The organism is Shimia haliotis, from assembly GCF_900114415.1.
Classification (GTDB): Bacteria; Pseudomonadota; Alphaproteobacteria; order Rhodobacterales; family Rhodobacteraceae; genus Shimia; species Shimia haliotis.
In genome coordinates this window covers 372,233-396,182 of record NZ_FOSZ01000004.1, presented here as the reverse complement: position 1 = coordinate 396,182, position 23,950 = coordinate 372,233, and the positions used below count along the sequence as shown (strand labels likewise).

The window sequence follows — 23,950 nt, the reverse complement described above, 5'->3', positions numbered from 1 at the left end:
CTCACCACTTTTTTCCAAGCGCTTCCTTCAGCAAATCGTTCTGCATGCTTTTCTCAGCATACATCTTCTTGAGCCGCTTATTCTCTTCGTCCAGTTCCTTCATGCGCGCCATCAAGCTGGCGTCCATCCCGCCATACTTGGATCGCCATTTGTAAAAGCTTGCGCTGCTCATGCCGTGTTCTCGGCACAGATCAGAGACCGGCACACCGTTCTCTGCCTGCTTCAGGATCGCCATGATCTGTGCATCGCTGTACTTCGACTTTTTCATCAGAATCTCCTCTTTCATCATTCGAGAAAATTCTACTTTCAGACACACCTAAATTTCGGGGGGATTACCGATGTCTGGGATGAATGGGCAAGGAAGTCCTCTAAGTACGAAGGTAGAGATGAATCCGCGTTGAAGTGGGACGGTTTCGAACCTGACGGCAGCCTGACAATTGGCACTGTCTTCGCGCTCGCAAAAGAGCGTGGGTGGAACGGGCCGACGCATTCCCTTGTCCGCGAAATGAATTCCCGGTTTGGCATTCTGACCTATGCCACCACGACACGGATTATTTTGAAGAACAGTGTGAGCAATGAAGTGCTGTCGTTGCTAGGCAAAGGGCCGTTTGAGGATCGGCTGGCACCCGAAAAGTTCCCCGTTACAGACGACAACGGCAACACAACTTGGCGGCCCAAGGCCCGGTACTGGATGCAGCACCAGTTTGCCGCCCACTATCACGAAGTGGATTTCGATCCCGCTCTGCCGCCGGGCCACAATGATCACGTCTGGAACATGTGGCGCGGCTTCGCAGTCGAGCCCATTCCTGGGGATTGGAGCAAACTTAAAGACCACATCTTCGACAACATCTGCGGTGGAAACGACGAATACTTCGGCTGGTTGATGAATTGGTTGGCGCTGGGCGTCCAGCAGCCCGCACTTGTCATCGGTACTGCCCCGGTTCTCAAGGGCCTCCCCGGCACAGGTAAAGGTGTTCTTGCCAACGCTTACGGTCAGCTTTGGATGCCGCACTTTGTGTCGATCACGAAGGATGATCACGTACGAGGTCGCTTTAATCAGCACATGGAGGGGCGGCGATTTGTCTACGTAGACGAAGCCATGTTTGGCGGTGATCGCAAGAACGCGGGTGTGATCAAGACGATGTTGACCGAACCCCAGATCATGATTGAGCGAAAGGGTGTCGACCCGATCTGGCTCAACAATCACATGATTTTCATGGTCACTTCCAATGAGCGGTCGGTCGTTCCTGCCGACATTGGCGACCGCCGCTGGCAGGTTTTCGAAGTCTCCGACCGGAAGCGTGAAGATAAAGCCTACTTCGCGGCCATCGCAAAACAGATGAATGCGGGCGGCTTCGAAGCCATGCTGCATGAGCTTCTCGAGCGTGATATTTCCATGGGGCCTGACCCCCGGAAAACAATCCGCACGCCCGAGTTGTTCGATCAGATCATTCAGGCACAAGGACCGGTGGAGAAGTACGTCTATCAGATGCTGGACACGGGTATCCTTCCGCAGCCCGACGCCCCGGGAAACGGCCCCGGCATCACCACAATCGCAGCGATGTACTCGGACATGAAACGGTCTCACCCGAGCGCTCAGTATGTTCAGGAAACGCTGTTCGGTCGTGACCTCGGAAAGGTCTTCTCCGGTCTCAGGAAGGTTCAGAGCGGCAAGTTTATCACCGGCTACAGCACGCATGGCGAGCCGAAGGTGGTGCGCTCCATGCGCTATCACTTCCCGCCTCTGCGCGATTGCCGGGCAATGTTCGAGGATTATATCGGGCAGCCGATCCCTTGGTCTGAGGACGTCGATGAATGGCAGGACGACGTTGATCCCCCGCACGACTATGGTGATTTCGGAGGCGGTGGCGAACCACCCTTTTGATATAGGTGAAATAGGCAAACGGGGCGGCTTTGGGCCGCCCTCTCTTGTGCTGTCGTGGTGGTCACCAGTTTTCCCAATACACCTTATACTACCTATACAAGCACCTCTTTTTCTTCCTTCTTGCGCAAGGGAAATGAACGAAACATGCGGGCTGAGCAGCGGCGGTTTAGGGTATGCGGTGGGCGTACCTCCGGGCGGCCCACTAAGCCACTCGAAGGACGCCTGCGGACGTGTGGTGGTGCCTTTTTGGCTTACCCTTGCACATCTAAGGTTAGGGTGCGCCAGCTACCGCGCTCCGGGAAATACTCGGTCGTGCCGGTAAATGTTCCGCGTATCATCGCGCCGAAGCCATTTTGGGCATCGAAGTGTCCGACAACCCGATAGATGCAGTTTCCCATGTTTCGTGTCCCCACGCCGAAGCGACCCGGAAATTCCGCCGTCGATGGCGCTCGCAGTGACCGGCGTACATCTTCTTGGATCATGACATAGGCTAGCGCGATTTTTTCGTTGGAGCATTCGGCAAGACGGTTTGCTTGGGCTTGTGCGGTGCGCCTTGCAGCCTCAGTTGCATGGGCTTCCGGGTCCAACTCGCTCAGTTCGGAAAACCATCTGTCTGCATCCACCTCGCGCAGTTCTTGCAGATACGCGGCGGGATCACTTTCGCGGAGGTCGGCCCAACGAGCCTCGCGTTGTTCGTCGAACATAACCGCGCCCTGTAAGGAGAAGAACCCTGCCGCAATCAGAAACAGCAGGGCTTTGCCGCGATGGCGGAAATGCGGCACGCCTTTGCCAGTGATCAGAGTAAAGACGAACACGCAGAATAGCAGCATTGCCACCAAGGTTTGTGCGGTCACGTTGCTCTGCTGGAGCAGATACAGAGCAAAACCAAAGGCGATAAGTTCCAAAATCAATGTCTGGGAACGCACAAAGGCACCAACGATGGTTGTTCCCTGTTTCTTCAAATCAGCGTTGCTCATAACGGCTCCTCTACTAACGAAATCGGCCACCAGAGTTACCTCTGGCAGCCGGGGAGTTAGTAAGCCGCCAAGAGACGACCGCGCTGGCCTTTAGGCCGGAGCCCTGGACATACGCCAGTGCCTCCCCGACCATAGGGTTCGAGGAAGTGTCATTACGGTCGACACCGACCGCTCTTGGAGGGGTTACTACGCCCCGAGACCGGCTCTGTTTGCCAATCCTGAGCGTAGCCTAGCCCGTATGTCTGAAAATCGAAAGCGCAAACGTCACCTTGCGGGCTTGCCGAAGGCGTTGATTCCAGTGCTAAATTTGGTGGTGTGTTGAGAAGAGTGGTGCCCCATGACGGACTCGAACCGCCGACCTTGTCCTTACGAAGGACCTGCTCTACCAGCTGAGCTAATGGGGCCTTCTTCTCTTTTCCGCGGCCCTACTATGGCCCTACTAGTTACCGTGCGCCTTCTCTAACTCACTGGTCCTAAACGTCAATCGCGGATCGACCCGCTAATTACGAATGACGTGCTCTACCAGCTGAGCTACAGCGGCTCCGGGCGCGTTCTTACAACCGGCTTGTGCACTGGGCAAGCTTAATTCGCACCAAATTCCACCCACCGACCACGCGCCACGGAATTCCCAAGACCTCTATTACCGAACCCCAAAAAGCTGCAACACGGCAGGAATCGCCTTAAACTCCCGCGACTTGTTGCCTGGGCGTTTTTGAATGGGTTTGGTAAGCCAATCGGCCCACACCAGCTTGTGACACAACTCCTCCGCAGCGGTCCGCAAACCAGCTGGAGCGACATTGCCGTGCACCTCAAGTGCCTCTGGCAGGTCTGACAACATCTGGGGTGAATGGGCGGCGACGTTGAAGGCCCAAATCACCAGATCCCGCGCCTGCCCCTTGAGCGAATTGTTGCGTCGGTCGTACCGCTCAAAATCCAGCAGAACTTCCTGTCCATTCAGGCGACACATGTCCTTTGGACTGGGTCGACCATGGGCAAAGCCGAGCGCATGCATGTCCCCCAGAGATCGGGCCGCATCCATAAGCAAACCCCGCCGAGTGTCTGCATCTTCCTCGATGGCAAGCCTGTGCCGCAGGTTCGGGCCGCAATCCGGTAGAACGATAAAATCCTGCCCCTCCAATGCCAAATGCGGCGCCGGCCCATTAGCGGCATTCAGATCGTGAAACCCAAGACGCTCGCGTTCAAACGCCTTACGGGGATCGCCCTTTTGCAAACGATATCTCAAAGACAAACGTTCGGGTCTCTTTATCCAGAACACGCCATGCTGTGTCTCGACACGTTCCACACGCGGTGCAGCCTCGCGGGCACGGGTTTCCACCAACATGCGCAGTTCGTCTTCAACGGTGAAGGGAGGTCTTTCTTCCATATCGGCAATATAGGAGCATCGCCAAACCGCCACAACAGGGGTGCCGGATCGCCCCTTCGGCTTGCCAACTTCGGCCAACAAACATTGAAACGTCCCGCAAGACACCGTAAGTGCTAGTCAACTCAGACACCGAGGCGCAAATGGCGAATTTCCTGTATCAAAACGACCTGCCCGACGGGCTTGATCTTGGCCCCATTGTGGCCATCGACTGTGAAACCATGGGGCTTAACCCGCATCGGGATCGGCTTTGTGTGATCCAGATGTCTGGCGGCGATGGCAACGCGCACCTTGTGCAAGTGGCTATTGGGCAGACCGAAGCGCCAAATCTGGTAAAAATGCTGCAAGATTCCAAAGTGCTCAAACTCTTTCATTTTGGCCGCTTTGACATCGCCGCACTCTTCAATACCTTTGGCGCCGTGACAGCGCCGGTTTATTGCACCAAAATTGCGTCCAAGCTTATCCGCACTTACACTGATCGCCACGGCCTGAAGAACCTGTTGCAGGAACTTTTAGGCGTAGACATTTCCAAGCAACAACAGATGAGCGACTGGGGCGCGCCCGAACTAACCAATGCCCAGCTCGACTATGCCGCGTCAGATGTGCTTTATCTGCATCGACTGCGCGAAGAGCTCAACACACGCTTGGCCCGCGAAGGCCGCACCGAAATGGCACAGGCCTGCTTTGACTTTCTCCCGATGCGAGCGCAGCTTGATATTGCCGGCTGGCCCGAACAGGACATTTTTTCACACTGATGACCGAGCAGGACAAACATACCTTCCTCGCCACAGCTCAACGCGTGCTGTCGATCGAAACCGAAGCTCTGCGCCTACTGGGTGACAGTCTGGGAGCCGAGATCGGCGATGCTGTGGCGCTCTTGTTGTCGGCAAAGGGACGAGTGATTGTCTCAGGCATGGGCAAATCCGGCCACATCGCGCGCAAAATCGCGGCCACGTTTGCTTCGACCGGCACACCTGCGCATTTTGTGCATCCCGCCGAAGCCAGCCATGGCGACCTAGGCATGATGGCACAAGGCGACGTCGCGCTCGTATTGTCCAACTCCGGTGAAACGCCGGAACTTGCCGACCTTGTGGCCTATACGCGGCGCTTCAATATCCCGCTGATCGGCGTCGCCAGCCGCGCCGAAAGCACGCTGATCAAACAAAGCGACATCGGCCTGATCCTACCCAAAGCGGAAGAAGCCTGCGGCACCGGCGTCGTGCCCACCACATCGACCACGATGACATTGGCCTTGGGAGACGCTTTGGCAGTGGCCTTGATGGAGCATCGTAAATTCACGCCGGAGAATTTTCGCGAGTTCCACCCAGGGGGAAAACTCGGCGCGCAACTCAGCCGCGTGCGTGACCTGATGCACGCAGGGGGATCTGTACCTCTGATCTCCGAAAAAACTCCCATGTCTGATGCCCTGATCGAGATCAGCCAAAAGGGCTTTGGTGTTGTCGGCGTCACCCGAGAAAACGGCACACTGTCTGGCATCGTGACCGACGGCGACTTGCGACGCCATATGACTGGCCTGCTTGAGCGTTCAGCCGCAGATGTAATGACGCGCGATCCGCAAACAATCGCCCCCTCAGCGTTAGCCGAGGAAGCCGTTGCCATCATGAACCAGCGCAAAATCACCTGTTTGTTTGTGGTCGACCCCGACGGCGCCGGCACACCCGAGGGCATTCTGCACATCCACGACTGCCTCCGCGCAGGGCTGGGCTAACCCCTCGTGGCGGGTGGCCTGACATATTCCAACGTTGTGGCCTTCCTGAAGGTTGTCCTGCCGCTGATTGCTCTGATTATTCTGGCGACCCTCTTTTTGGTACCGCGCGATGTTGACCTCGAAAGCGCCATTCCTTTTGCCGATATCGAATTGGAAAAACGTTTGCGGGATCAACAGATCACCGCACCATCCTTTTCCGCACAGACGCCGCAAGGCCACATCATTGCCGTCACCGCGACCACGGCACACCCAGACGCTGACGATTCATCACGCACAATCGCCAACGACCTGAATGCCAAGATCTCCATGAGCAACGGCAACAACATCTCCATCATCGCCACACATGGCGAAATGGATGCGACGTTCAAGGAACTTGTTCTGGACAAAGGCGTGACCATCTCGACCTCAAACGGCTTCGAGTTGGAAACCGGAACCATGGTCATGAGTGTTCAGGAAGTCCGCGCCGAGAGCGGCGGAGATGTGGTGGCCACTACGGGTATCGGACGTCTTGAATCCGGTCGCATGGCAATTCGACCTGCCGGCGAGGCCGATGATGTCTATTTGTTTTTCACAAACGGCGTGCGCCTGTTATACACGCCAACAGTGACTACAAAGGATTGATAACTATGCTGCGCGCGCTGCTCATTATGGCCGTAAGCTTTTTCCCTGCTTTCGCCTCAGCTCAGGGGATCAAGGTCGGTTTTGGCGACATGAAGCAAGACAGCTCCCTTCCCGTGGAAGTCACCGCAGAAAGCCTCTCTGTAAACCAGAATGACGGCAGCGCCGTGTTCAGTGGCGATGTCAAAATCACACAAGGCGCGATGCATATGACCGCCGACAAAGTGAACGTCTTCTATCAAGAAGGTCAGGTCGGGATCGCCCGCCTCGTGGCCGAAGGAAATGTGCTCTTGGTGCAAGGCAGTGACGCCGCCGAAGCCCAGAAAGCAGAATATAGCATTGAAAACGGCTCCGTTGTGATGTCCGGTGATGTCATGGTGGTTCAACAGGCCACAACCATCACCGCCGACAGCATGTCTGTAAACCTCAACGACAACACCGCCCAGATGCACGGTCAGGTCAAAACGATCCTGAGGAACCAGTGAACATGGCAAAACCGGACCTTGCCATAACAGACGGCCAATCCGGCCTGAAGGTCGAAAGCCTTCGTAAAGCTTATCGCAAGCGTGTGGTGATCCGCGACTTTTCTATGGAACTCAACCGCGGTGAGGTGGTCGCGCTGTTGGGGCCGAACGGATCAGGAAAAACCACGACATTCTATGCGGTTGCAGGGCTCTTGCAGCCAGAAGGCGGGCGCGTGGTGATTGATGGTCTGGATGCCACCACCCTTCCGATGTACCGCCGCGCCAAGCTGGGTATTGGCTATTTGCCCCAAGAGATGTCGATCTTCCGGGGCCTTTCGGTCGAAGACAACATCACCGCGATTCTCGATATCACGCAGAAAGACCGACACAAACGTCGTGAACGTCTTGAGGAACTCCTGAGCGAGTTCTCCATTGAACACCTGCGCCGTGCGCCAGCTTTGGCCTTGTCCGGCGGAGAGCGTCGGCGCGTTGAAATCGCACGCTGTTTGGCCGCTGATCCGAAATATCTGCTTTTGGATGAACCCTTTGCCGGCGTTGACCCGATTTCCGTAGGCGACATTCGTCATTTGGTGGCGGACTTGAAAAAGCGGGGCATCGGCGTCTTGATCACCGATCACAACGTCCGCGAAACTCTTGAGATCGTGGACCGCGCCTACATTCTGCACGACGGCAAAGTGCTGATGTCCGGCACCCCCGAGGAAGTGGTGGAAAATGAAAATGTCCGCCGCGTCTATCTTGGTGATAACTTTAGGATTTCTTAAGTCCGGCTGGCAAATTCCGGCGCAAAGTTGATCCCCGTCATTGACTCTCGGCGGTCCTGATACTCAAATAAACACTATGACACCTCGGCCACCCCATGCTGTGATCCCGTCCTCCGTTTTTTCGGTGCCGGATCGCGCAACACGGTGCAAGGTGTCGAGTTCCAGCATTCGGATCTAAAGCATTTGACGGGCGTTTTTTGCCCGTGGTCCGACATGTCATCGAAAAGGAGACAGGATGCGCTATCAAATCACCGGAAAACAAATCGACGTCGGCGAAGCCCTGCAGACCCACGTAAAAACCGAGCTGAGTGGTATTCTAGAAAAATATGCCGGCCGACCGACCGACGCGAATATTGTCTTCTCAAAAAGCGCACATGAATACGTCTGTGAAGCCACCGTCCATCTGTCCACCGGACTGACAGCTCAGGCCAAATCCCACGCAGTCGATATTTATGCAGCATTCGACGGCTGTGGCGAAAAAATGGACAAACAACTGCGCCGCTACAAGCGCCGCCTGAAAGACCACCATAAGGAGCGCCAAGACCCGGTTGAACTCTTCGGCGCTTCCTCGTATATCCTCGCGCCTGAAGCTGAAGAACATGAGGCCGAGCCCGAAACCCTGCAACCGGTGATCGTCGCCGAGATGGAAACCAAGATCCCATCTCTGAGCGTCGGCGAAGCTGTGATGCAAATGGAACTTGCCGGAGCGCCTGTGCTGGTCTTCAAGAACGAAAGCAAAGGTGGATTGAACGTGGTCTATCGCCGTGAGGACGGCAATATCGGCTGGGTTGATCCGCAGACATAATGCGGTTGGGGGCAATGCCCCCAATCCGGAGTTACAGGCAAGATGGACCTATCTACGATCCTCCGGCCAGAGGCGGTGAAAGTTGTTACTGCCGCCTCAAGCAGGAAGCGTTTGCTGCAAGAATTCGGCGACCTCGCGGCGTCGGCATATGACCTGTCCGCGTCCCGCGTGGTCGAGGCCCTGCAGGACCGTGAAAACCTCGGCCCCACCGGTGTCGGGAACGGTGTGGCCCTGCCGCACGCGCGCCTGACCGATATCGACAGCGTCCTTGGCGCCTTTATTCTTTTGGAAAAGCCTGTTGATTTCAACGCGGTAGATCGTCAGCCCGTGGACATTGCGTTTGCACTTTTTGCGCCGGAAGATGCCGGCGTCGAACATCTCAAAGCGCTTGCCCGTGTGTCTCGCAGCCTGCGCGACGCCGCCGTTTGCGCCAAACTTCGCGCCAATCAGGATGCCGGAACGCTTTTCGCGATCCTGACCCAAGACGACAAGGTTCAGGCGGCCTAAAACCGCCTGACCAACCGGCCCTACGGCGCCTGCCTTCTGCCCGTCAGCGCCAGTTCTCAAAACCGAAAATCATATAGTCCCGCTGGTAAATCTCACGCACCCGCGCTTCGATCTCCGCGTCATAGATTGCCTCTAGAGACACCGGCGCATCCTGAGCCGCCGGAATGGGATCGGGTACCGATTTACGCCCCACCTGCATCGCCAAAGCAGGAAGATAGCTGGCCATTTCTTCCTCACGAATGATCATATCCGGAAGCGCCATGTCACCGAATCCCCGCACTGCGCCCGATTGAGTCGCCCAATGGGCATCTTGCCGAATACTGGTTTGACCCAGAAGATTCGCTTTTACAAAATCAAGGAACGCCAGAAACGCTGTGCGATGAGCCTCCACATCATAATCCGGGTCTGGTCCGTCCTTGGGGATTGGTAACTTGTAAGTCTTGCGCAACGTGTTGCGGATTTTGGTATAGCTGCCTTCATCGGTCGACAGAATACGCTCGCAGAATGCCGCATGAACGCGCGGCACGGGATGGCGCACCACGGTGAACGTGCGATGCCCTTTGTTGCCTCGTTTCCACTTGCGCAGGGTTTTTTGCGAAAAATCCGTCAACAAAGACGTCTCGGGCACATGGTCCAACGCGGCCAGCCATTGCGCCACTTCGGCCTCGGGCCCAGATCGCACCGGCATATACAGAAGCGGCACGACGGCCCCCGCCAGATAGCTCGGCACCACGCCCCCTCGGCGGGGCTCAAAATTCGGAGTGCGGTTGAGATTGAACCGGTCCAGATCCGCCAGCGCCAAAGACACCTCCGCAAAGTTGGACACTTTCTCCGACAGCGCACTCGGGTTCTGTCGCTTCAGAGACTTGTCGAGCGCTGGCAGCACCTCGTCCACGCCAAGATACCGAGCGAGGCCATTCATCACGTCAATGTCCTGCAGATCCTCATAGGCCACGTAAAACGCCGTTTGCCCGCTGGTCTGCAGCGCCTTCATCAACGTGACCTGAAAATCCTGTAAATCCTCGACGTGGAGTTTGAACTCTGCCCCATCGAAACGCACTTTGCTGTCCCGCCGACGCCGCACATCCGTCAGCTTCCACTGTCCGGTAGCTTGCGCAATTTTCCAGCTCACATAGCTGTCCAGCGGATTGCGGGTAAGAACAATCTTGGCACAGCGCTCGTCGTTCAGGATCGTGTCGAGAATCCGCGGATCATGGTTGTGGAAATATCGAAACCCCGACAAATGGTCCGGTTCTTCCTTGATCGCGCGAAGCAAGACCATTGGATCCGCCGTCCGTTGCTCCAAGGTGACGCCCAGCACGTCGTCGCGGTTCGGATAGCCGATGAAATGGGGGTTAAACGCCTCACCATGACAATTCAGCCCGTCAAAAGCATTGATGTTGGTCTCGAGAAAATTGGACCCTGTGCGCATCTCTGCAAACACGACGAAATAATCAAACTTGGACATGGGTTTTTACTGCACCAAATAGGGTTTGCGCGGTGGCTTCTTTTGTCCGCCTTCAGGCTGCTCGACAGGGAAATCGCCCATCAGATAGGGATGCATCCCCTGATTTTTGAGGTTCTGCAGGAATTGACCAAACCCGCTCAGGTCAGCCATCCGCGGGGCCTCTGCCAGACGGCGGGCACGGTCCATGCCAATCTCGTCGATGATCGTCTGCAACGGCTCCATTGGGGCCTCGATGAACTCAGCCATAGTCCAAATCCGCACCCGCGCCTTGGCATAGGGCGATCTCAAGGCAAACAACTGTTCGTTTTCCAGCTTTTGCAATCGTGCCGCCTCAGCCCTAATTTCGGTGAAATTCAGATTGGACTTGAACAAAGGCACCGCCCACGCCCCGGAAATCACACTCACTTGTGCATTGGGATCTTTGGCAATGAACCACACCGGTGCGCCCTCATCTCTGGGGCCAACCTGAAAACACTGCCGCTCGCCGCGTGTGTTCCAAATCAGGTTCGACAGGAAGGCTATGGAATTGTAATCGCGCAGCTTCGGAGAGCTGCTGAGCGCGCCGTTGATCACACGCTGCCGGCCCGAGAACTCTGCCCTCTCCGGCGCAAACACATGGCCATGCACCTGCGCACCTGTTGCGCGTGACAGCCAAGGTTCAAAATCTTCAAACAGCTCGGCAAACCCGTGAAACACCGAATAGCGCCCGAAGGTCATGCCGTTTTCCCAACCCTCATTGGGATAGCGGCTTTGCATATAAAGACCGGTCCGCCCCTTGGTCCGGCGCTCCACCGCCTTGGCAAAAATCCGGTCGATCTTGGCGGGGTTGGGCTCGCTCATCTTGATGGCGCCCTCAGGGTCTCTCATGAACCCGTTATAAAGCTTGTTCGCGCGCGGCCAGATCTTGCGCGCCACAAAACAGTCGGACCGACGCAAAAGCTGTAGGTGGTCGTCATAAAAAATGTGCGGCTTGCCCTGAAAGTCGAACTTCGACAGCGTCAGAGAACGGCTTTCGATTTTCGTTGAATAGAGCCGGACCAAAGTCTGGAAATAGCTTTCATCGGGAATCCAGACACGACTGAAGTATTTGTCAAATGTGGCCCGTTCGGGGTCTTCCAGAATGGCTGAAAGTGTTTGCCGTGTCAGGCACCACCACTGGCTGCCCATATGTGGGACAATCCCGTGTGGAATGCGTCGTTTGATCCTCAGAAACCGCTGAATATCGACCCATTTGTCAAACAAGTACCGGTTCTTCTTCCAAGAAAACGGGAAGTGAAGCGTAAACCGTTCCGCATCCAGACCACCAACCGTCCAAGGCACATCTGCAGTTGTCGCGCTCTCGATGAAATCTGTCCTTGGGCGGGCGGCAAGATAATCTTTCAACTCTTGCACAGGGCGCAGAGGCAGACACGACCCCGAGGTCAGATAAACGTGGCGCACACTTGGAAAGTCCTCAAGCATCATCTCCGCCGCAGACTGTGCCGCCGCCACCAGCCCCCAAGCACCCCACTCACATTTGTGTCGCTTGCAGAACTTCACGTCCGGCAAATCCTCAAGCGCTTTCACAAACCGTTTGTATTGCTTCTGCTTCACTGTTGCGTCCACGTGGATCACCACCGGACAGCCGTATTTGTTCCAATGTCGTGCCACCTGCTCGGCACGGCCGAACGCAGTGTGCACCAACATCAGAATACCAACACTCATGCCCAGTTCCCCTTGGACATGAGGCCCAGAATTTCAAGCTGGCGCCAGTTGATGTATTTTTCACTCCACTTGCACCACAGCTCGGGATTGTCCCGCAGGCGCTCGGCATAAGCTTTATATTCGACACTGGCCGAGTAATGCTGATTGCGCAGCAATTCTTCTTCGGCCTTTGCGGTGAACGTGTCGAGAAATTTGGCGTGCAGCAACAGGCCGGAGGCCTTCTCCCCGCCCCATTCATCATACACCTGATTAAGCCCTCGTGGCAGCAGCATGTGGGTCGAACTCACATAGGCGTAGCGCCTGTTCCATTTGACCAAGGGAATTTTGTTGAGCGCCGGCGCCAGTTCCGGATCGTCGGGAAAGAACACCCGCGACCGTGGCCCGCCCTGAATCCACAGATTGCCGTACTGCGGATTCTTCGACATCGTATAATTGCCGGCGTCAAACCAACAGGCGATGTCCAGAGGATCCTGCCCGGACCGGTAAGGCTGCTCGGTGATCGGGCCACGTGGGTACATATCCAACAACATCGCACTGAAGGATTTGATCGAAGAGGCATCCAGCCAATCCGTCAACGCCTTGATCGGGCGTGTGTCACAAAAGGGATAGATAAAGAACTCGTCCGGATCGACGGTCAGGCACCAATGTTCGTGGCCATACCGAAACTGCAGCCAGTTCAGCCAATCCACACCAAAGCGGGACCGCTTATAACTCTTGCGCGTGTGCCAAACCGATACATCCGGTTGCTCCGAAAGATATTCAAGCGAGCCATCATCGCTGTCATTGTCCACGATCAGGAAATGATCGACGCCTTTGTTCCGGTAATAATCCAAGAAGAACGGCAGGCGAATTTGTTCGTTGCGCTGAGTGGAAAACAAAAGCAGATCATCGCGTTTGATCTTGCCGGTCCGATTGACAATCGACCGCAACTCACGGCGCTTGCGAATTGCGCGGCCCAGCCGGTAACGGCGTCTGACCCGAAGCCGATATGATTGCCAAACACCCAACCCGTTAACTCTTCCTTGTTCTGCCTCTCACGGCGCACCCATCTGGGCTATCATGTGACCCTTAAGACGGTGTTGAAATGCGCCTCCCAGGTCGGCACCTCAAAACGCGCCTGAGGCCGACCGTTCGCGTCCTGCACGTCCCGATCAGCCTGCGCCAAAGTTCTTATTGCCTGAATCCATGAATAACTGTCTGTAACGCTTGCGTAAATGGGATATTCGCCGAGAATTTCCCGCATCACAGGCAAATCATTACAGACCACGGGCACCCCTGCCGCCGCTGCCTCAACTGGTGGCAGGCCAAAACCTTCTGCAATACTTGGAAACACCAGTCCCGACGCCCCTGCCACGAGGTGCCCGAGGGCCGCGTCATCCAAGCTGTTGAACTCATGGACGCACACGCCTCTAAGGGGGCTGTTGCCCAATCGGGCGAACAGTTCGTCACTCTTCCATCCGCGACGCCCAGCGATCACCAGATGCGGCAAGGACTCGGCCGTCTGCTCCTTTGCCATCCGGTCCCAAATATCAAGAAGAAAGCCGTGGTTCTTGCGCGGTGAAATCGTTCCCACAGCAACAAAATATGGCGCGGACACCAAATTCGGCTGATTGTTCACGATTTGGAACAAATCCCCTTCCACACCCAGATGTGCCACGACAATCTCCGGCACGTCCCCGGCACGGGACATATGACGGATCACATCCTGTCGCGTGACCTCTGAATTGACGATCAACACATCGGCATTCCTGCGCGCGCGCTCAAAAAGACGCGCGAATTCAAGAGACGGTTTGGACGCTTCAAAATCCGGCAAATCCAATGGGATTGTGTCGTGCAAAAACACTGAAATCTTGCCGTGCGGGATGCTTTTGACAGCGTTCACAACACGCTGCGAAAAATTGGCATGATCAACGTTGATGTAGACAGTGCCAGAAGGCAAATACCGCCTCAACATGCGACCAAGAAACGATCGGGTGCAGCGCGCTGTGCGCAATCGCCTGAGATCTGCCTCTGTCTCGCGACGTGGGTTTTCTGCGTCGCGCGTCACACGTGAAATCCAGTCGCTCTCACCCCATGGGGTCCGCCCTTCAAGCCGAGCCAGAAGCGCATTCATTCCCTCTTTATTAACAAGAACATAACCGGCTTTTGTCCGCGCCAAACCCCAGGCTGGAACCACATCCGAAACCACCGCACGCAAATAGGCCAGACACACACGATCCACGCCCGTCGGTGGCCGCCCCTTCAAGGCGAGCACCCGAGTCAGCTCAATCAGTCTGGCCGAAGGGTCAGCGGTCGTAATGGCCGGATTGATGCCATCTCCATGCATCGGCGATCATGATGTCCATTTTGGAGCGTGTTGGCGTCCAGCCTAGCTCTTTTTCGGCACGTGTCGAGCCGGAAACCAGTTTGGTGCAATCTCCTGCACGGCGCGGGCCTTCTTTGATCGGCACAGCCTGATTGGTCACGGCCCGCGATTGATCCACCACTTCTCTCACCGAAAAGCCCGTGCCAGACCCAAGGCTAAATACGCGGCTCTTCTTGCCATCAAGCAACCACCGCAAGCCAAGCACATGCGCATCCACCAGATCGCAAACATGTACATAGTCGCGAATGCAAGTGCCGTCCGGCGTGTCATAATCTGTACCATGGATGGTCAGAGCATCGCGCTTGCCGGCAATGGCATCCAGCATCAGCGGCACCAAATGTGTCTCTGGTTGATGAAACTCGCCAACTTCTGCCTCCGGATCGGCTCCGGCCACGTTAAAATACCGAAACACAACGCTGCGCAGATCATGCGCACCTTCAAAGTCGCTCAACATATCCTCAATCGCCCGCTTTGAACTGGCATAAGCGTTGATCGGGTGTTGCGCGACGGTTTCATCCAATAGCACGTTGTCGTGGTCGCCATAGGTCGCACAGGTCGAACTAAAGACAATGTTCAAACATCCGGCAGCCACTGCCGCCTCAAGCAAGGACAGAGAACCGCCCACATTGTTGTGCCAATACAGACCAGGTTTCTGCATGCTCTCGCCTACCTGGCTCAGCGCTGCAAAATGCATGACGGCAATCGGGCTGTATTTGGAGAAAACCTGATCCAGCCGTGCGCGATCTTGTAAGTCGCCTTGTTCAAACGGGCCAAATTTTACGGCGTCCTGCCATCCGGTACACAAATTGTCATAGGTCACAGGTGTGAACCCAGCATCCCGAAGTGCCTTGCACGCGTGAGAGCCTATATATCCGGCCCCTCCGGTCACCAAAACATTGGTCACGCCAACCCTCCCCGTCTTATCTGACTATGGGATTATTGCGCCGCGCGTCGAGCCGCAAGCATCTCTTCCAGATACATTTCAAGTTCGTCACGCAGATCATCCCGCGCCAAAGCAAAAGCCACAGTTGCCTGCAAGAAACCTGCCTTGGATCCGCAATCGTACCGCTGGCCTTTGAATCGGAAGCCATAGACGTTGCGTTCCATCTCAATCTCTTTGGCAATCGCGTCGGTCAACTGAATTTCACCACCTGCGCCGCTCTCTTGCTTGTTTAGATTGCGCAACACATCAGGCGTCAGGATATAACGCCCAATCACCGCGAGATTGGACGGCGCCTCATTGGCCTTGGGTTTTTCAACCATGCCTTTGACCGACACCAACGCACCCATGTCCTCTTTTACATCCAGCACACCGTAAGAAGAGGCCTTCTCTGGCGGCACTTCCATCGCAGCCACCATGCAGCCGCCGGTCTCGTTGTAGGCATCCACCATCTGTTTGAGACAGCCCTGCTCACCGGCAATCACGTCGTCCGGCAAAATCACAGCAAAAGGTTCGTTGGCTATCAGGCGCTGTGCACAAGCCACCGCGTGACCAAGGCCAAGCGCCTTGTGTTGGCGAATATAGGCAATTGCCCCGCTGTCCATATTGGTCGCTTTGAGCGTCTTCAACAGCTCGGTCTTACCCTTCTTGCGCAATTCCTGCTCAAGTTGGGGAGTGTGATCAAAGTAGTCTTCAAGCGCACCTTTTCCGCGGGACGTAACGAAGATGAATTCCTTGATACCGGCCTCACGGGCCTCATCAATCGCGTACTGGATCAAGGGGCGATCCACCAGCGTCATGATTTCCTTAGGAACAGCCTTCGTTGCTGGAAGAAATCGAGTGCCAAGCCCCGCAACTGGAAAAATTGCTTTGGTCACTTTTCTACGCATGTGTCACTCACTCTTCTCGTTCGTCCGTAGGCATTCTAGCCTCCCTGTTACCAATACTATGTCCGCCTGGACATCAATTCCGGCGGGAGAAATCCTAACAAAATTCGCACTCTTGGGCGATATACTTCAAGAACCCAAATCAATCAAAAACGTTGTTCAAAGCAAACAGCGATCCGGCCAACGCAATCACCGCCTGCGCTGGTTTTACGGCAGATTCTGATGCCATTACAATGTCATTAGGCTGAATTCGGAAATTTCGCGCGCCAAACACACCGTCGGCATTTGTAATGTCAAAAACAAACACAACGTGCCGCGTCGAGGGGCCAGACCGATCCAGGCGCACCGCGTCCTCCGGATATTCCCGCAACACCAATATGCCCTGTGGATTGGCCCGCGTATCGGTCAAACCCCCAAGCAGCGACAAGGCTTCCATCGCGGATATGCGCTCTTTGTGGAAGAAAACCTGTTTTTCTGATTGCGTGGCACCCAATGCGAGAAAGAATCGTTCTTCCTCCTCCACCAGAATCTGGTCTCCCCCTCGAATGATCACATTCTTTGCGGGATCCTTATATAGGCTATCCACTGGGATCTCGTAGGCTTTTCCGTCACGCATCAAGCGAACCAAAGGGTTCTCGACATTGCCATCGATGCCACCGCCCTGCGCAATCAATGACAAGATCGACACATTCCGGTCCTGCAAGGGATATGTGCCGGGATTTTTGACACCAGTGACCAGATCGGCCGAATTCCGGCGGCCGGATTGTACCTCGATCTGCACCTGAGCAGAGGGTGCAATTGGTGTCAGACGTTCCTGAATAACTTCCCGTGCTTCCTGAGGGGTCAGGCCATTCACCTGAATGTTGTCGACATATGGAACAAAAACCGTGCCATCTAACGCGACTTCTTCAGGTCGCAACGGCGCGCTGCGCTGTTCCGGACCAAGGAGAAGCGAATTGTCCTGATTGTCCCAAATCGTGAGGATGACCAAATCACCCGGCCGGATCAGACGGTTGTTTGGGCCAGGTTGCCGCGAGAACCAGTGATAGTGTCCGTGCCAGCCCGCAGAGGGCCATTTCTCGATCTGGGCCACAGAAGCGCGGGTCACTTCTTCGACCACGATATCTTCAGGCTTGTTTTGTCCAATAATCTCAGAAGCAACCGGTCCGCCGCGCGGCAACGAACACGCAGTCAACACGCCAAGCGCCAACAACATCACCGCCAAAGCAGCCTTGGATTTCATTCACATTGCCCCAGTTATTGCAGCGCACAGCACTTTCTTGCGATTGTTAAATGACAGCTTTAGACTACTTTGGCTACTTTCTTGCGCAATTCAGCCGCCGAATTTCTCAATTTTCTTCCGCACTTCGCAATTCAGGTGTCCCCGCTTTTGAAACGCACCCGTAGATGCCAAATGTGCCCCATATTTTCACGATCAGTTCTCGAGCCAGCACCCCCAAAAGCCAATTGCAGGAATTCCGCACTGTACGAACAACGGTGCTATAGTAGGTTAACAGAACGTTTTGAGTGATGCTAAAAGGGCGGCGAAAGTTCGCCTTTGTCTCACCCGCCTAATTTGAGAATAGCTATGCTTTATGAATTTGTAACCACTTTAAAACGTTCTCAAAAAGGGAAAATTCTCTTAGGCACTGACCTGTCCCTTGTCTGCATTTCCTGCGTGATTGGAGCACTTTTGATCGGCACAAGGACGGGCGAATCCCTTCGCCTACCGGATCTGCTTTGGTACCTTGCCGTCCTGCTCCCGCTCGCCGCCGGCATGATGAGCTTCTTTGGATTGCACCGTATCAAGCTCAATGCCTACGGTATGGATGACATCGGTCATACCTTGATCATTTCCGGCACCCTGATCATCGTTGCAGAAGCTCTCAGCCAGTTCACAAGCATTTTCCCACACATTCCATTTGCGGCGCTCCTGAACTCGGGCATCATTTTTGCCGTTTTGTCGGTAAGCAACCGGGTGATCCTGCGCAAAATTGTGTCCCGAATTTATTCCAGCCGGCTTGAGCGCAAACTGGTGCTGATCTACGGCGCCGGCCAAACCGGGCAACAGCTTGCGGCCGCGCTACGGACAGATGACGAATTTGAAGGGGCGTGTTTTGTTGACGACAACCCCAATCTGCACCGCCTGTCGATCTTGGGACTGCGGGTGCATTCCCCCAATGACATCCCCATGCTTGTGCGTCGAATTGGCATCGACCGTGTGATCCTCGCGATGCCATCATCGGATCAGGCCGTGCGTCTGCGGCTCGCAAAGAAACTGAGCGGCCTAAACTGCGAAGTCCTGGCTCTGCCTTCTTTCTCTGACATCGTTCTGCACGGCGAAAAGGTTACCAACGCCGCTCCAGTGAAACTCCACGCGCTTTTGGGGCGCGACGCTCTGGAAACGGACCTTCCGGCCTCAGACTCCACCTATCGAGGCCACAACATTCTTGTGACCGGCGCCGGTGGATCCATCGGGTCTGAACTTTGCCGACAGATCATCCGCCTCGAACCGGCGCAATTGGTGCTGCTCGATCACAGCGAACACGCGCTATATAAAATCCAGCGCGAGCTTGAGGACTTCGGCCTCAACGTCAAACTCACCGCGGTCCTTGGATCTGTCGGCCTGACAGAACTGATCCGTGAAACTCTGGAAGCACACGAGATTGATGTGGTGTTTCATGCCGCCGCCTACAAACACGTCAACATCGTAGAGGGCAACGCATTCGAAGGTGTGCGCAACAACGTCTTTGGCACGCGTGTCGTTGCCGAAGAAGCCCGCCGCGCAGGCGTGCGCCGCTTTATTCTTGTGTCCACAGACAAGGCCGTTCGGCCGGAATCTGTTATGGGCTCCTCAAAACGGCTGGCTGAGTTGGTGATTCAGGATCTTGCGACCCGCTCGCAGACCACCAAGTTTTCCATGGTGCGTTTTGGCAATGTGTTGGGCTCCTCAGGTTCCGTGATCCCCTTGTTTCAGGACCAGATCCGCAACGGTGGCCCAGTCACCGTTACCCATCCGGAAGTCACACGTTATTTCATGACCGTCGACGAAGCGGTCCGTTTGGTGCTGCTCGCCGGATCTTTCTCGCGGGGCGGAGATGTGTTTGTTCTCGACATGGGCCAGCCCGTGAAAATCCTCAACGTTGCCCACAAAATGATCGAGGCGGCCGGCTACACTGTTCGGGACGAACGTGATCCCAATGGGGATATTCCAATCGAAATCACCGGGTTAAAACAGGGCGAGAAAATTCACGAAGAGCTTCTAATTGGCTCTGACATGCTGACCACACCACACCAGAAAATCCTGAGAGCGCAGGAAAGCTACCTGTCCGAGCTTGAGATCGCAGGCGCGCTTCAGGATCTGCGCCGCGCGGTGGAAACACGCGACGCCGAGCTTCTGGAAACCACCATGATGCGCTGGGTGGAATCCGCCGAGGATGCCAATTTCGCCAATCGCACCATGACGGGCAAAAGCTGATCAAACGCTGTAGAAGTCGCGATACCACGCCACAAATTTTGCCACACCTTCTTGGACAGGCGTTTTCGGAATGGTGCCGGTCAATTGCTCCAGCAATCCCGCATCCGCCCAAGTTGCAGGCACATCCCCAGCCTGCATTGGCATAAAGTTCTTTTCGGCTTCCTGCCCAAGCGCGAGTTCAATCGCCTTGATATAGTCCATCAACTGCACCGGTTGCCCGTTGCCGATATTGCAAACGCGCCACGGCGCTACGGCGCTCAAGCTGTCGTTCTCAAACTCCTGCTCACGAGCATCCGGCGCTGCCGGAACGGCTTCGATCAAATTCACGATGCCCCGCGTCAAATCGTCGATGAAGGTAAAATCACGTTTCATATCGCCGTGGTTGTAAACGTCGATCGCTCGTCCTTCCAAAATCGCCTTGGTGAATTTGAAAAGCGCCATATCCGGTCGCCCCCACGGCCCATACACGGTGAAGAACCGGAACATGGTAATCGGCACGCCATAGAGATGCGCATAGGAATGCGCCATCGCTTCGTTGGCCTTTTTGGTGGCCGCATAAAACGACATCTGGCTGTCTGCCTTGTGTGTCTCTGCATAGGGCATCTCGGTGTTGGCCCCATAGACCGAACTGGTCGAAGCCATCAGCATATGCGCCGGCGGATAAGCCCGCGCGGCCTCTAGCAAGTCAAAGGTTCCGATCAGGTTCGCTTCCACATAGGATCGCGGCTCGTCAATCGAATACCGCACACCGGCCTGTGCCGCCAAATGGATCACCGCATCCGGCCTGTACTCGGCAAAAATATCCATCAATTTGCCTGGCTCCTCGAGCCGGGCCTTGATGGCTGCGAAACCCGGATTCTGAAGCAACATGGCATGGCGACGCTCTTTGAGCGTCACATCGTAGTAATCGGTCATGGCATCCAACCCGATCACCCGCCAGCCGTCCGCCAACAACTCCTTCGCGGTGTGATAGCCGATAAAGCCTGCCGACCCCGTCACCAATGCAGTGCGCTGTTGTTGTGTCATGCTCGGTCCTTCCTGTCAGACGTTCCCGCCTTCATCCATCAACATCCTTTGACGGGCAACCCTCTGTTTTTCCGACTTCAATCGGTTCCGGAAACCCATCAAACGAAACAATCGGCCATTCCGGTCAGATCGACCAAACAGACCACCAACCTGTTCCCAGTATCCCTCGGAGTGATAGATCACCTTATGAAAAAGGCCTGTGCGCGAAAACACAAAAACAGAGGGCACCTTGCCCGAGATTGCCGCGCTCTGGGCCTCTTCAAGAATTTTGCGCCGCCGCCAGTGACGCCCCGCAATCACCACGGCACCGCCAGATGTTCTCTCAAAGGCGCGAAACCCCTCCGAAGATCGCGCGATCCGCGGCAACACCGAAATCGGGCGTTCCATTCCGTCGGAATGCCCGACCCGCATGCTCCGCATCAGCCGCGCGACATCTCCGGGCATGATCTCTCCACGGACCATAAAATCAACTAGCCGGCGACGCTGCCCGCGTTGGTATTCTGTCCAAACCTTCGCCCGTGCCTCTTGGGAACAGTGTTTGCGCAGGAAAACCGCCATGCTCGCGCCAACATCATGCAAGTCCCTCGGCGCGCGACGGGCTGACCGCCTGACGCTCTCAAAATATCCGTGATGCACTTCGGCAAGGGGTACAATCGCCGTAATAGCGCCCTGATCGGCCAGCCGCAGGTTCAGATCGGTTTCATCAAGGTAGTATCGGAACGCCGGATCAAACCCGCCCATTTCGGCCAACACATCCCGACGAAAGGCCATGTTGGTGCCTTCGGTCTTGACCGCGCGCCCCTTGCTTGGTGTCATCTCAACCGGCTTGTCGTTGCCCAAGGAAATATCGCAATGCTGCGCGGCACCATCGACTGACCGTGCCTTCCATTGAAACGCGATACCATTACGCCCCCGCACAAACCCGCCAGCCGCAGCAACGTCGGTACGGGCAAAAGGCGCCACCAAATGCCAAAGCCAACCTGTTTCCGGAACCGCGTCATCGTCAATAAACGCGACAACCTCACCGGCAGCCACCGCAACACCATGATTGCGCGCCGCCGAGATATTGGGCTCGTCAAATTCCACCAGTTTAAGCTGATGTCCGAAATCTAGAAACTGCACCGCATCGATGCCTTCACTGTCGGTGACGACAATGATCTCAAATTGCGGATAAACCTGTTGGGAAATCCCCATCAGCGTGCGCCGCAAAGACCGGGGCCGCCCCCGGCTGACAACGATCACGCTGACCGGAAGCTGCTTCATGCAACGCCCATCTCAGCCATCATCGCCTCGATCCGTGGGACATCTTCGGGGTTGTTCAACTCCCAAAACTGCCGCCCGCGCGCCTCGACTTCGACGCACAACACTTGCCGCCCGTGCTCCATGAACCGCAGCTGCTCCAACCCTTCAAGTTGCTCCAACGGCCCCGCTGACCAGCGTGGGTAAGCGCCCAGCGCCGACGGGCGATAGGCATAAACGCCGACATGATGGAACACCGGCGTTGCGTCTTCGTCGGCATAGGTTTCTGACGTGAACGGCACCACTTCTTTGGAAAAATAGAGCGCGTGACGATCAGTGGTGAACACCGCCGTTGTGCCGCCCACGCGCCCGGCACGGCGGTCTTCGAGGAACCCGTTCAGCGCCCGCCCGTCACAGCGCAACACAGGTGTCGCCACCTCCGCCATACTGTCGTCGCGCAGCCCCTGCACCAGATCCTCAACAAACCACGCCGGCGTCAGCGGCGCGTCACCCTGCAAGTTCACAACGATGTCGTATCCCCCGCCCAGCGCGTCAAACGCCTCAGCACAACGTTCTGTGCCATTGGCGCAATCTTCCGAGGTCATCACAACCTCCGCGCCAAAGGCCTCTGCGGCGTCCTTGATGCGATCATCATCCGTCGCCACCACCACGCGATCCACGCCTTCGACCGCACAAGCCGCCTCCCAGCTGCGCTGGATCAGGCTGCGGGCTTCTCCGGTGGCCCCGCGCAGTTCCGCGAGGGGTTTGGCAGGATAGCGCGTCGAAGCATAGCGCGCGGGAATGATGATCAGAACAGACATCAGGCGGTTTTCAACTCCACATCAGGTGCATAAGCAATGAAGAACGGGTTGGCAAAATCGTCTTTGCCATAGGTCAGCGGCGTGTGGTCGTCAAAACGCACCACCTGACCGCCCGCACCCAGAAGAACCGCGTGGCCTGCGGCGGTGTCCCACTCCATCGTGCGGCCAACACGCGGGTAAATATCCGCCTCGCCTGTGGCCACGAGACAGAATTTCAACGAACTGCCCGCCGATTTGCTGTCTTTGACGTTGTATTTGTTGATGTAGTCGTCGGTCGCCTGATCGCGGTGCGATTTGGACGCCACAACCATCAGCGCCGCGTTGTCCGATTTCGCCACGTTGATCTCACGGGTTTCACCGACAACGTCCAGATCAAACACGCCAACCTCTTCAACGGATTGACCGTCCGCCTGAGTAAAGAACATGCGCTCTTTGGCGGGCGCGTAAACCACACCGCGCTGCGGCACACCTTTTTCAACATAAGCAATATTCACGGTAAAATCGCCGCGGCGATGAATGAACTCTTTGGTGCCGTCCAACGGGTCCACAATCAGAAAGGTCTCCCCCTTGGCCGAATGGCTGTCCGCCTGCTCCTCTGTCACCAGCATCACGTCCGGAAACGCCGCACGCAAACCTGCCGAAATGATCGCATCCGCTGCCTCATCCGCTGCCGTTACAGGGCTGTCATCCGATTTAACCTTCACGTCAAAATCGTCGGAGTTGTAAATCTCCATAATCTTGGCGCCGGCCTCGATCGCAAGTTTTCGGATAACAGGAATAAGCACATCGTAATTCAAAAGATCTCTCCTAGGCGGGCATTTGTTGAACTGCACAGTCCGGCCCCTTATGATGCCAGCGTAACCGAACGGCAAGA

General features: G+C 55.9%; 22 protein-coding genes, 1 tRNA gene and 1 pseudogene. 9 read left to right on the top strand and 15 right to left on the bottom strand.

The annotated features are described in order from the left end of the window. Positions 1 to 7: 7 nt before the first annotated feature. Positions 8 to 268, bottom strand: a pseudogene (locus BM069_RS19660) (transposase); the annotation flags it as partial. Here BM069_RS19660 and BM069_RS12530 point away from each other — a divergent pair. After that, on the top strand, positions 176 to 1,885 hold the full coding sequence (locus tag BM069_RS12530; RefSeq protein ID WP_139216197.1) for a DUF5906 domain-containing protein: 1,710 nt from the start codon (positions 176 to 178) through the stop codon (positions 1,883 to 1,885). The pseudogene BM069_RS19660 and the gene BM069_RS12530 sit on opposite strands and share 93 nt — an antisense overlap. Positions 1,886 to 2,136: 251 nt before the next feature. Here BM069_RS12530 and BM069_RS12525 read toward each other — a convergent pair whose 3' ends face one another. From BM069_RS12525 to BM069_RS12515, 3 genes are all read right to left on the bottom strand, one after another. Beyond that, positions 2,137 to 2,862 (bottom strand): hypothetical protein, encoded by a 726-nt coding sequence (locus BM069_RS12525; RefSeq protein WP_093324118.1) that lies wholly within the window; start codon positions 2,860 to 2,862, stop codon positions 2,137 to 2,139. Positions 2,863 to 3,190: 328 nt separating this feature from the next. Continuing rightward, positions 3,191 to 3,266, bottom strand: a tRNA-Thr gene (locus BM069_RS12520). Between the two features lie 236 nt (positions 3,267 to 3,502). Next, positions 3,503 to 4,327 carry a BUD32 family EKC/KEOPS complex subunit gene (locus BM069_RS12515; protein WP_093324117.1) on the bottom strand — a complete coding sequence of 275 codons (825 nt, stop codon included), beginning with the start codon at positions 4,325 to 4,327 and terminating at the stop codon, positions 3,503 to 3,505. Positions 4,328 to 4,386: 59 nt separating this feature from the next. Here BM069_RS12515 and BM069_RS12510 point away from each other — a divergent pair, with 59 nt between their 5' ends. The 7 genes from BM069_RS12510 (at position 4,387) to BM069_RS12480 (ending at position 9,148) form a co-directional block, all read left to right on the top strand. Continuing rightward, complete coding sequence (locus BM069_RS12510; RefSeq protein WP_093324116.1) at positions 4,387 to 4,998, top strand: ribonuclease D; 612 nt, start codon at positions 4,387 to 4,389, stop codon at positions 4,996 to 4,998. Further along, positions 4,998 to 5,972: a KpsF/GutQ family sugar-phosphate isomerase gene (locus tag BM069_RS12505; RefSeq protein ID WP_093324114.1), complete on the top strand. Its 975-nt coding sequence runs from the start codon at positions 4,998 to 5,000 to the stop codon at positions 5,970 to 5,972. Before BM069_RS12510 ends, BM069_RS12505 begins: the two co-directional genes overlap by 1 nt. A 6-nt stretch (positions 5,973 to 5,978) precedes the next feature. Next, complete coding sequence (locus BM069_RS12500) at positions 5,979 to 6,593, top strand: hypothetical protein (RefSeq protein WP_093324113.1); 615 nt, start codon at positions 5,979 to 5,981, stop codon at positions 6,591 to 6,593. Positions 6,594 to 6,598: 5 nt separating this feature from the next. Continuing rightward, complete coding sequence (gene lptA, locus BM069_RS12495; protein WP_093324111.1) at positions 6,599 to 7,075, top strand: lipopolysaccharide transport periplasmic protein LptA; 477 nt, start codon at positions 6,599 to 6,601, stop codon at positions 7,073 to 7,075. 2 nt (positions 7,076 to 7,077) lie between these two features. Further along, positions 7,078 to 7,836, top strand: coding sequence for an LPS export ABC transporter ATP-binding protein (gene lptB, locus BM069_RS12490; protein WP_093324110.1), 759 nt, complete (start codon positions 7,078 to 7,080; stop codon positions 7,834 to 7,836). A 235-nt stretch (positions 7,837 to 8,071) separates the two neighbouring features. Beyond that, positions 8,072 to 8,641 (top strand): ribosome hibernation-promoting factor, HPF/YfiA family, encoded by a 570-nt coding sequence (hpf, locus tag BM069_RS12485; protein ID WP_093324109.1) that lies wholly within the window; start codon positions 8,072 to 8,074, stop codon positions 8,639 to 8,641. Positions 8,642 to 8,683: 42 nt separating this feature from the next. Beyond that, the gene (locus BM069_RS12480) at positions 8,684 to 9,148 is read left to right on the top strand and encodes a PTS sugar transporter subunit IIA (RefSeq protein ID WP_093324107.1); all 465 of its coding nucleotides are present in this window, start codon (positions 8,684 to 8,686) and stop codon (positions 9,146 to 9,148) included. Between the two features lie 43 nt (positions 9,149 to 9,191). Here the strand turns inward: BM069_RS12480 and BM069_RS12475 are convergent, their stop codons facing one another. From BM069_RS12475 to BM069_RS12445, 7 genes are all read right to left on the bottom strand, one after another. Then, a complete protein-coding gene (locus tag BM069_RS12475) occupies positions 9,192 to 10,616 on the bottom strand; it encodes a sulfotransferase family 2 domain-containing protein (protein WP_093324106.1) in 1,425 nt (474 codons plus the stop codon). 6 nt (positions 10,617 to 10,622) lie between these two features. Next, positions 10,623 to 12,320: a DUF5927 domain-containing protein gene (locus BM069_RS12470; RefSeq protein ID WP_093324105.1), complete on the bottom strand. Its 1,698-nt coding sequence runs from the start codon at positions 12,318 to 12,320 to the stop codon at positions 10,623 to 10,625. Continuing rightward, entirely contained in the window at positions 12,317 to 13,327 is a 1,011-nt protein-coding gene (locus tag BM069_RS12465) for a glycosyltransferase family 2 protein (protein ID WP_093324103.1), read from the bottom strand. Before BM069_RS12465 ends, BM069_RS12470 begins: the two co-directional genes overlap by 4 nt. A 50-nt stretch (positions 13,328 to 13,377) precedes the next feature. Further along, positions 13,378 to 14,646 carry a glycosyltransferase family 4 protein gene (locus tag BM069_RS12460; protein WP_093324102.1) on the bottom strand — a complete coding sequence of 423 codons (1,269 nt, stop codon included), beginning with the start codon at positions 14,644 to 14,646 and terminating at the stop codon, positions 13,378 to 13,380. Next, entirely contained in the window at positions 14,606 to 15,589 is a 984-nt protein-coding gene (galE, locus tag BM069_RS12455) for a UDP-glucose 4-epimerase GalE (protein WP_093324100.1), read from the bottom strand. Before galE ends, BM069_RS12460 begins: the two co-directional genes overlap by 41 nt. Before the next feature lie 32 nt (positions 15,590 to 15,621). Then, positions 15,622 to 16,515 carry a UTP--glucose-1-phosphate uridylyltransferase GalU gene (gene galU / locus BM069_RS12450; RefSeq protein WP_093324099.1) on the bottom strand — a complete coding sequence of 298 codons (894 nt, stop codon included), beginning with the start codon at positions 16,513 to 16,515 and terminating at the stop codon, positions 15,622 to 15,624. A 139-nt stretch (positions 16,516 to 16,654) separates the two neighbouring features. Continuing rightward, positions 16,655 to 17,755: a polysaccharide biosynthesis/export family protein gene (locus BM069_RS12445; protein ID WP_093324097.1), complete on the bottom strand. Its 1,101-nt coding sequence runs from the start codon at positions 17,753 to 17,755 to the stop codon at positions 16,655 to 16,657. Between the two features lie 345 nt (positions 17,756 to 18,100). Between BM069_RS12445 and BM069_RS12440 the strand changes: the two genes are divergently transcribed. Further along, the gene (locus tag BM069_RS12440) at positions 18,101 to 19,990 is read left to right on the top strand and encodes a polysaccharide biosynthesis protein (RefSeq protein ID WP_093324096.1); all 1,890 of its coding nucleotides are present in this window, start codon (positions 18,101 to 18,103) and stop codon (positions 19,988 to 19,990) included. On the opposite strand, the gene BM069_RS12435 is transcribed toward BM069_RS12440, so the two are convergent. Genes BM069_RS12435 through cysQ form a run of 4 tightly spaced genes read right to left on the bottom strand, consistent with a single transcriptional unit; the run spans position 19,991 to position 23,873 of the window. Continuing rightward, on the bottom strand, positions 19,991 to 21,016 hold the full coding sequence (locus tag BM069_RS12435) for an SDR family NAD(P)-dependent oxidoreductase (RefSeq protein WP_093324094.1): 1,026 nt from the start codon (positions 21,014 to 21,016) through the stop codon (positions 19,991 to 19,993). It abuts the gene before it with no gap. 15 nt (positions 21,017 to 21,031) lie between these two features. Next, complete coding sequence (locus tag BM069_RS12430) at positions 21,032 to 22,279, bottom strand: glycosyltransferase family 2 protein (RefSeq protein ID WP_093324093.1); 1,248 nt, start codon at positions 22,277 to 22,279, stop codon at positions 21,032 to 21,034. After that, a complete protein-coding gene (locus BM069_RS12425) occupies positions 22,276 to 23,076 on the bottom strand; it encodes a 3-deoxy-manno-octulosonate cytidylyltransferase (RefSeq protein WP_093324091.1) in 801 nt (266 codons plus the stop codon). Before BM069_RS12425 ends, BM069_RS12430 begins: the two co-directional genes overlap by 4 nt. Next, complete coding sequence (gene cysQ / locus BM069_RS12420; protein ID WP_093324090.1) at positions 23,076 to 23,873, bottom strand: 3'(2'),5'-bisphosphate nucleotidase CysQ; 798 nt, start codon at positions 23,871 to 23,873, stop codon at positions 23,076 to 23,078. Before cysQ ends, BM069_RS12425 begins: the two co-directional genes overlap by 1 nt. Positions 23,874 to 23,950: the final 77 nt, after the last annotated feature.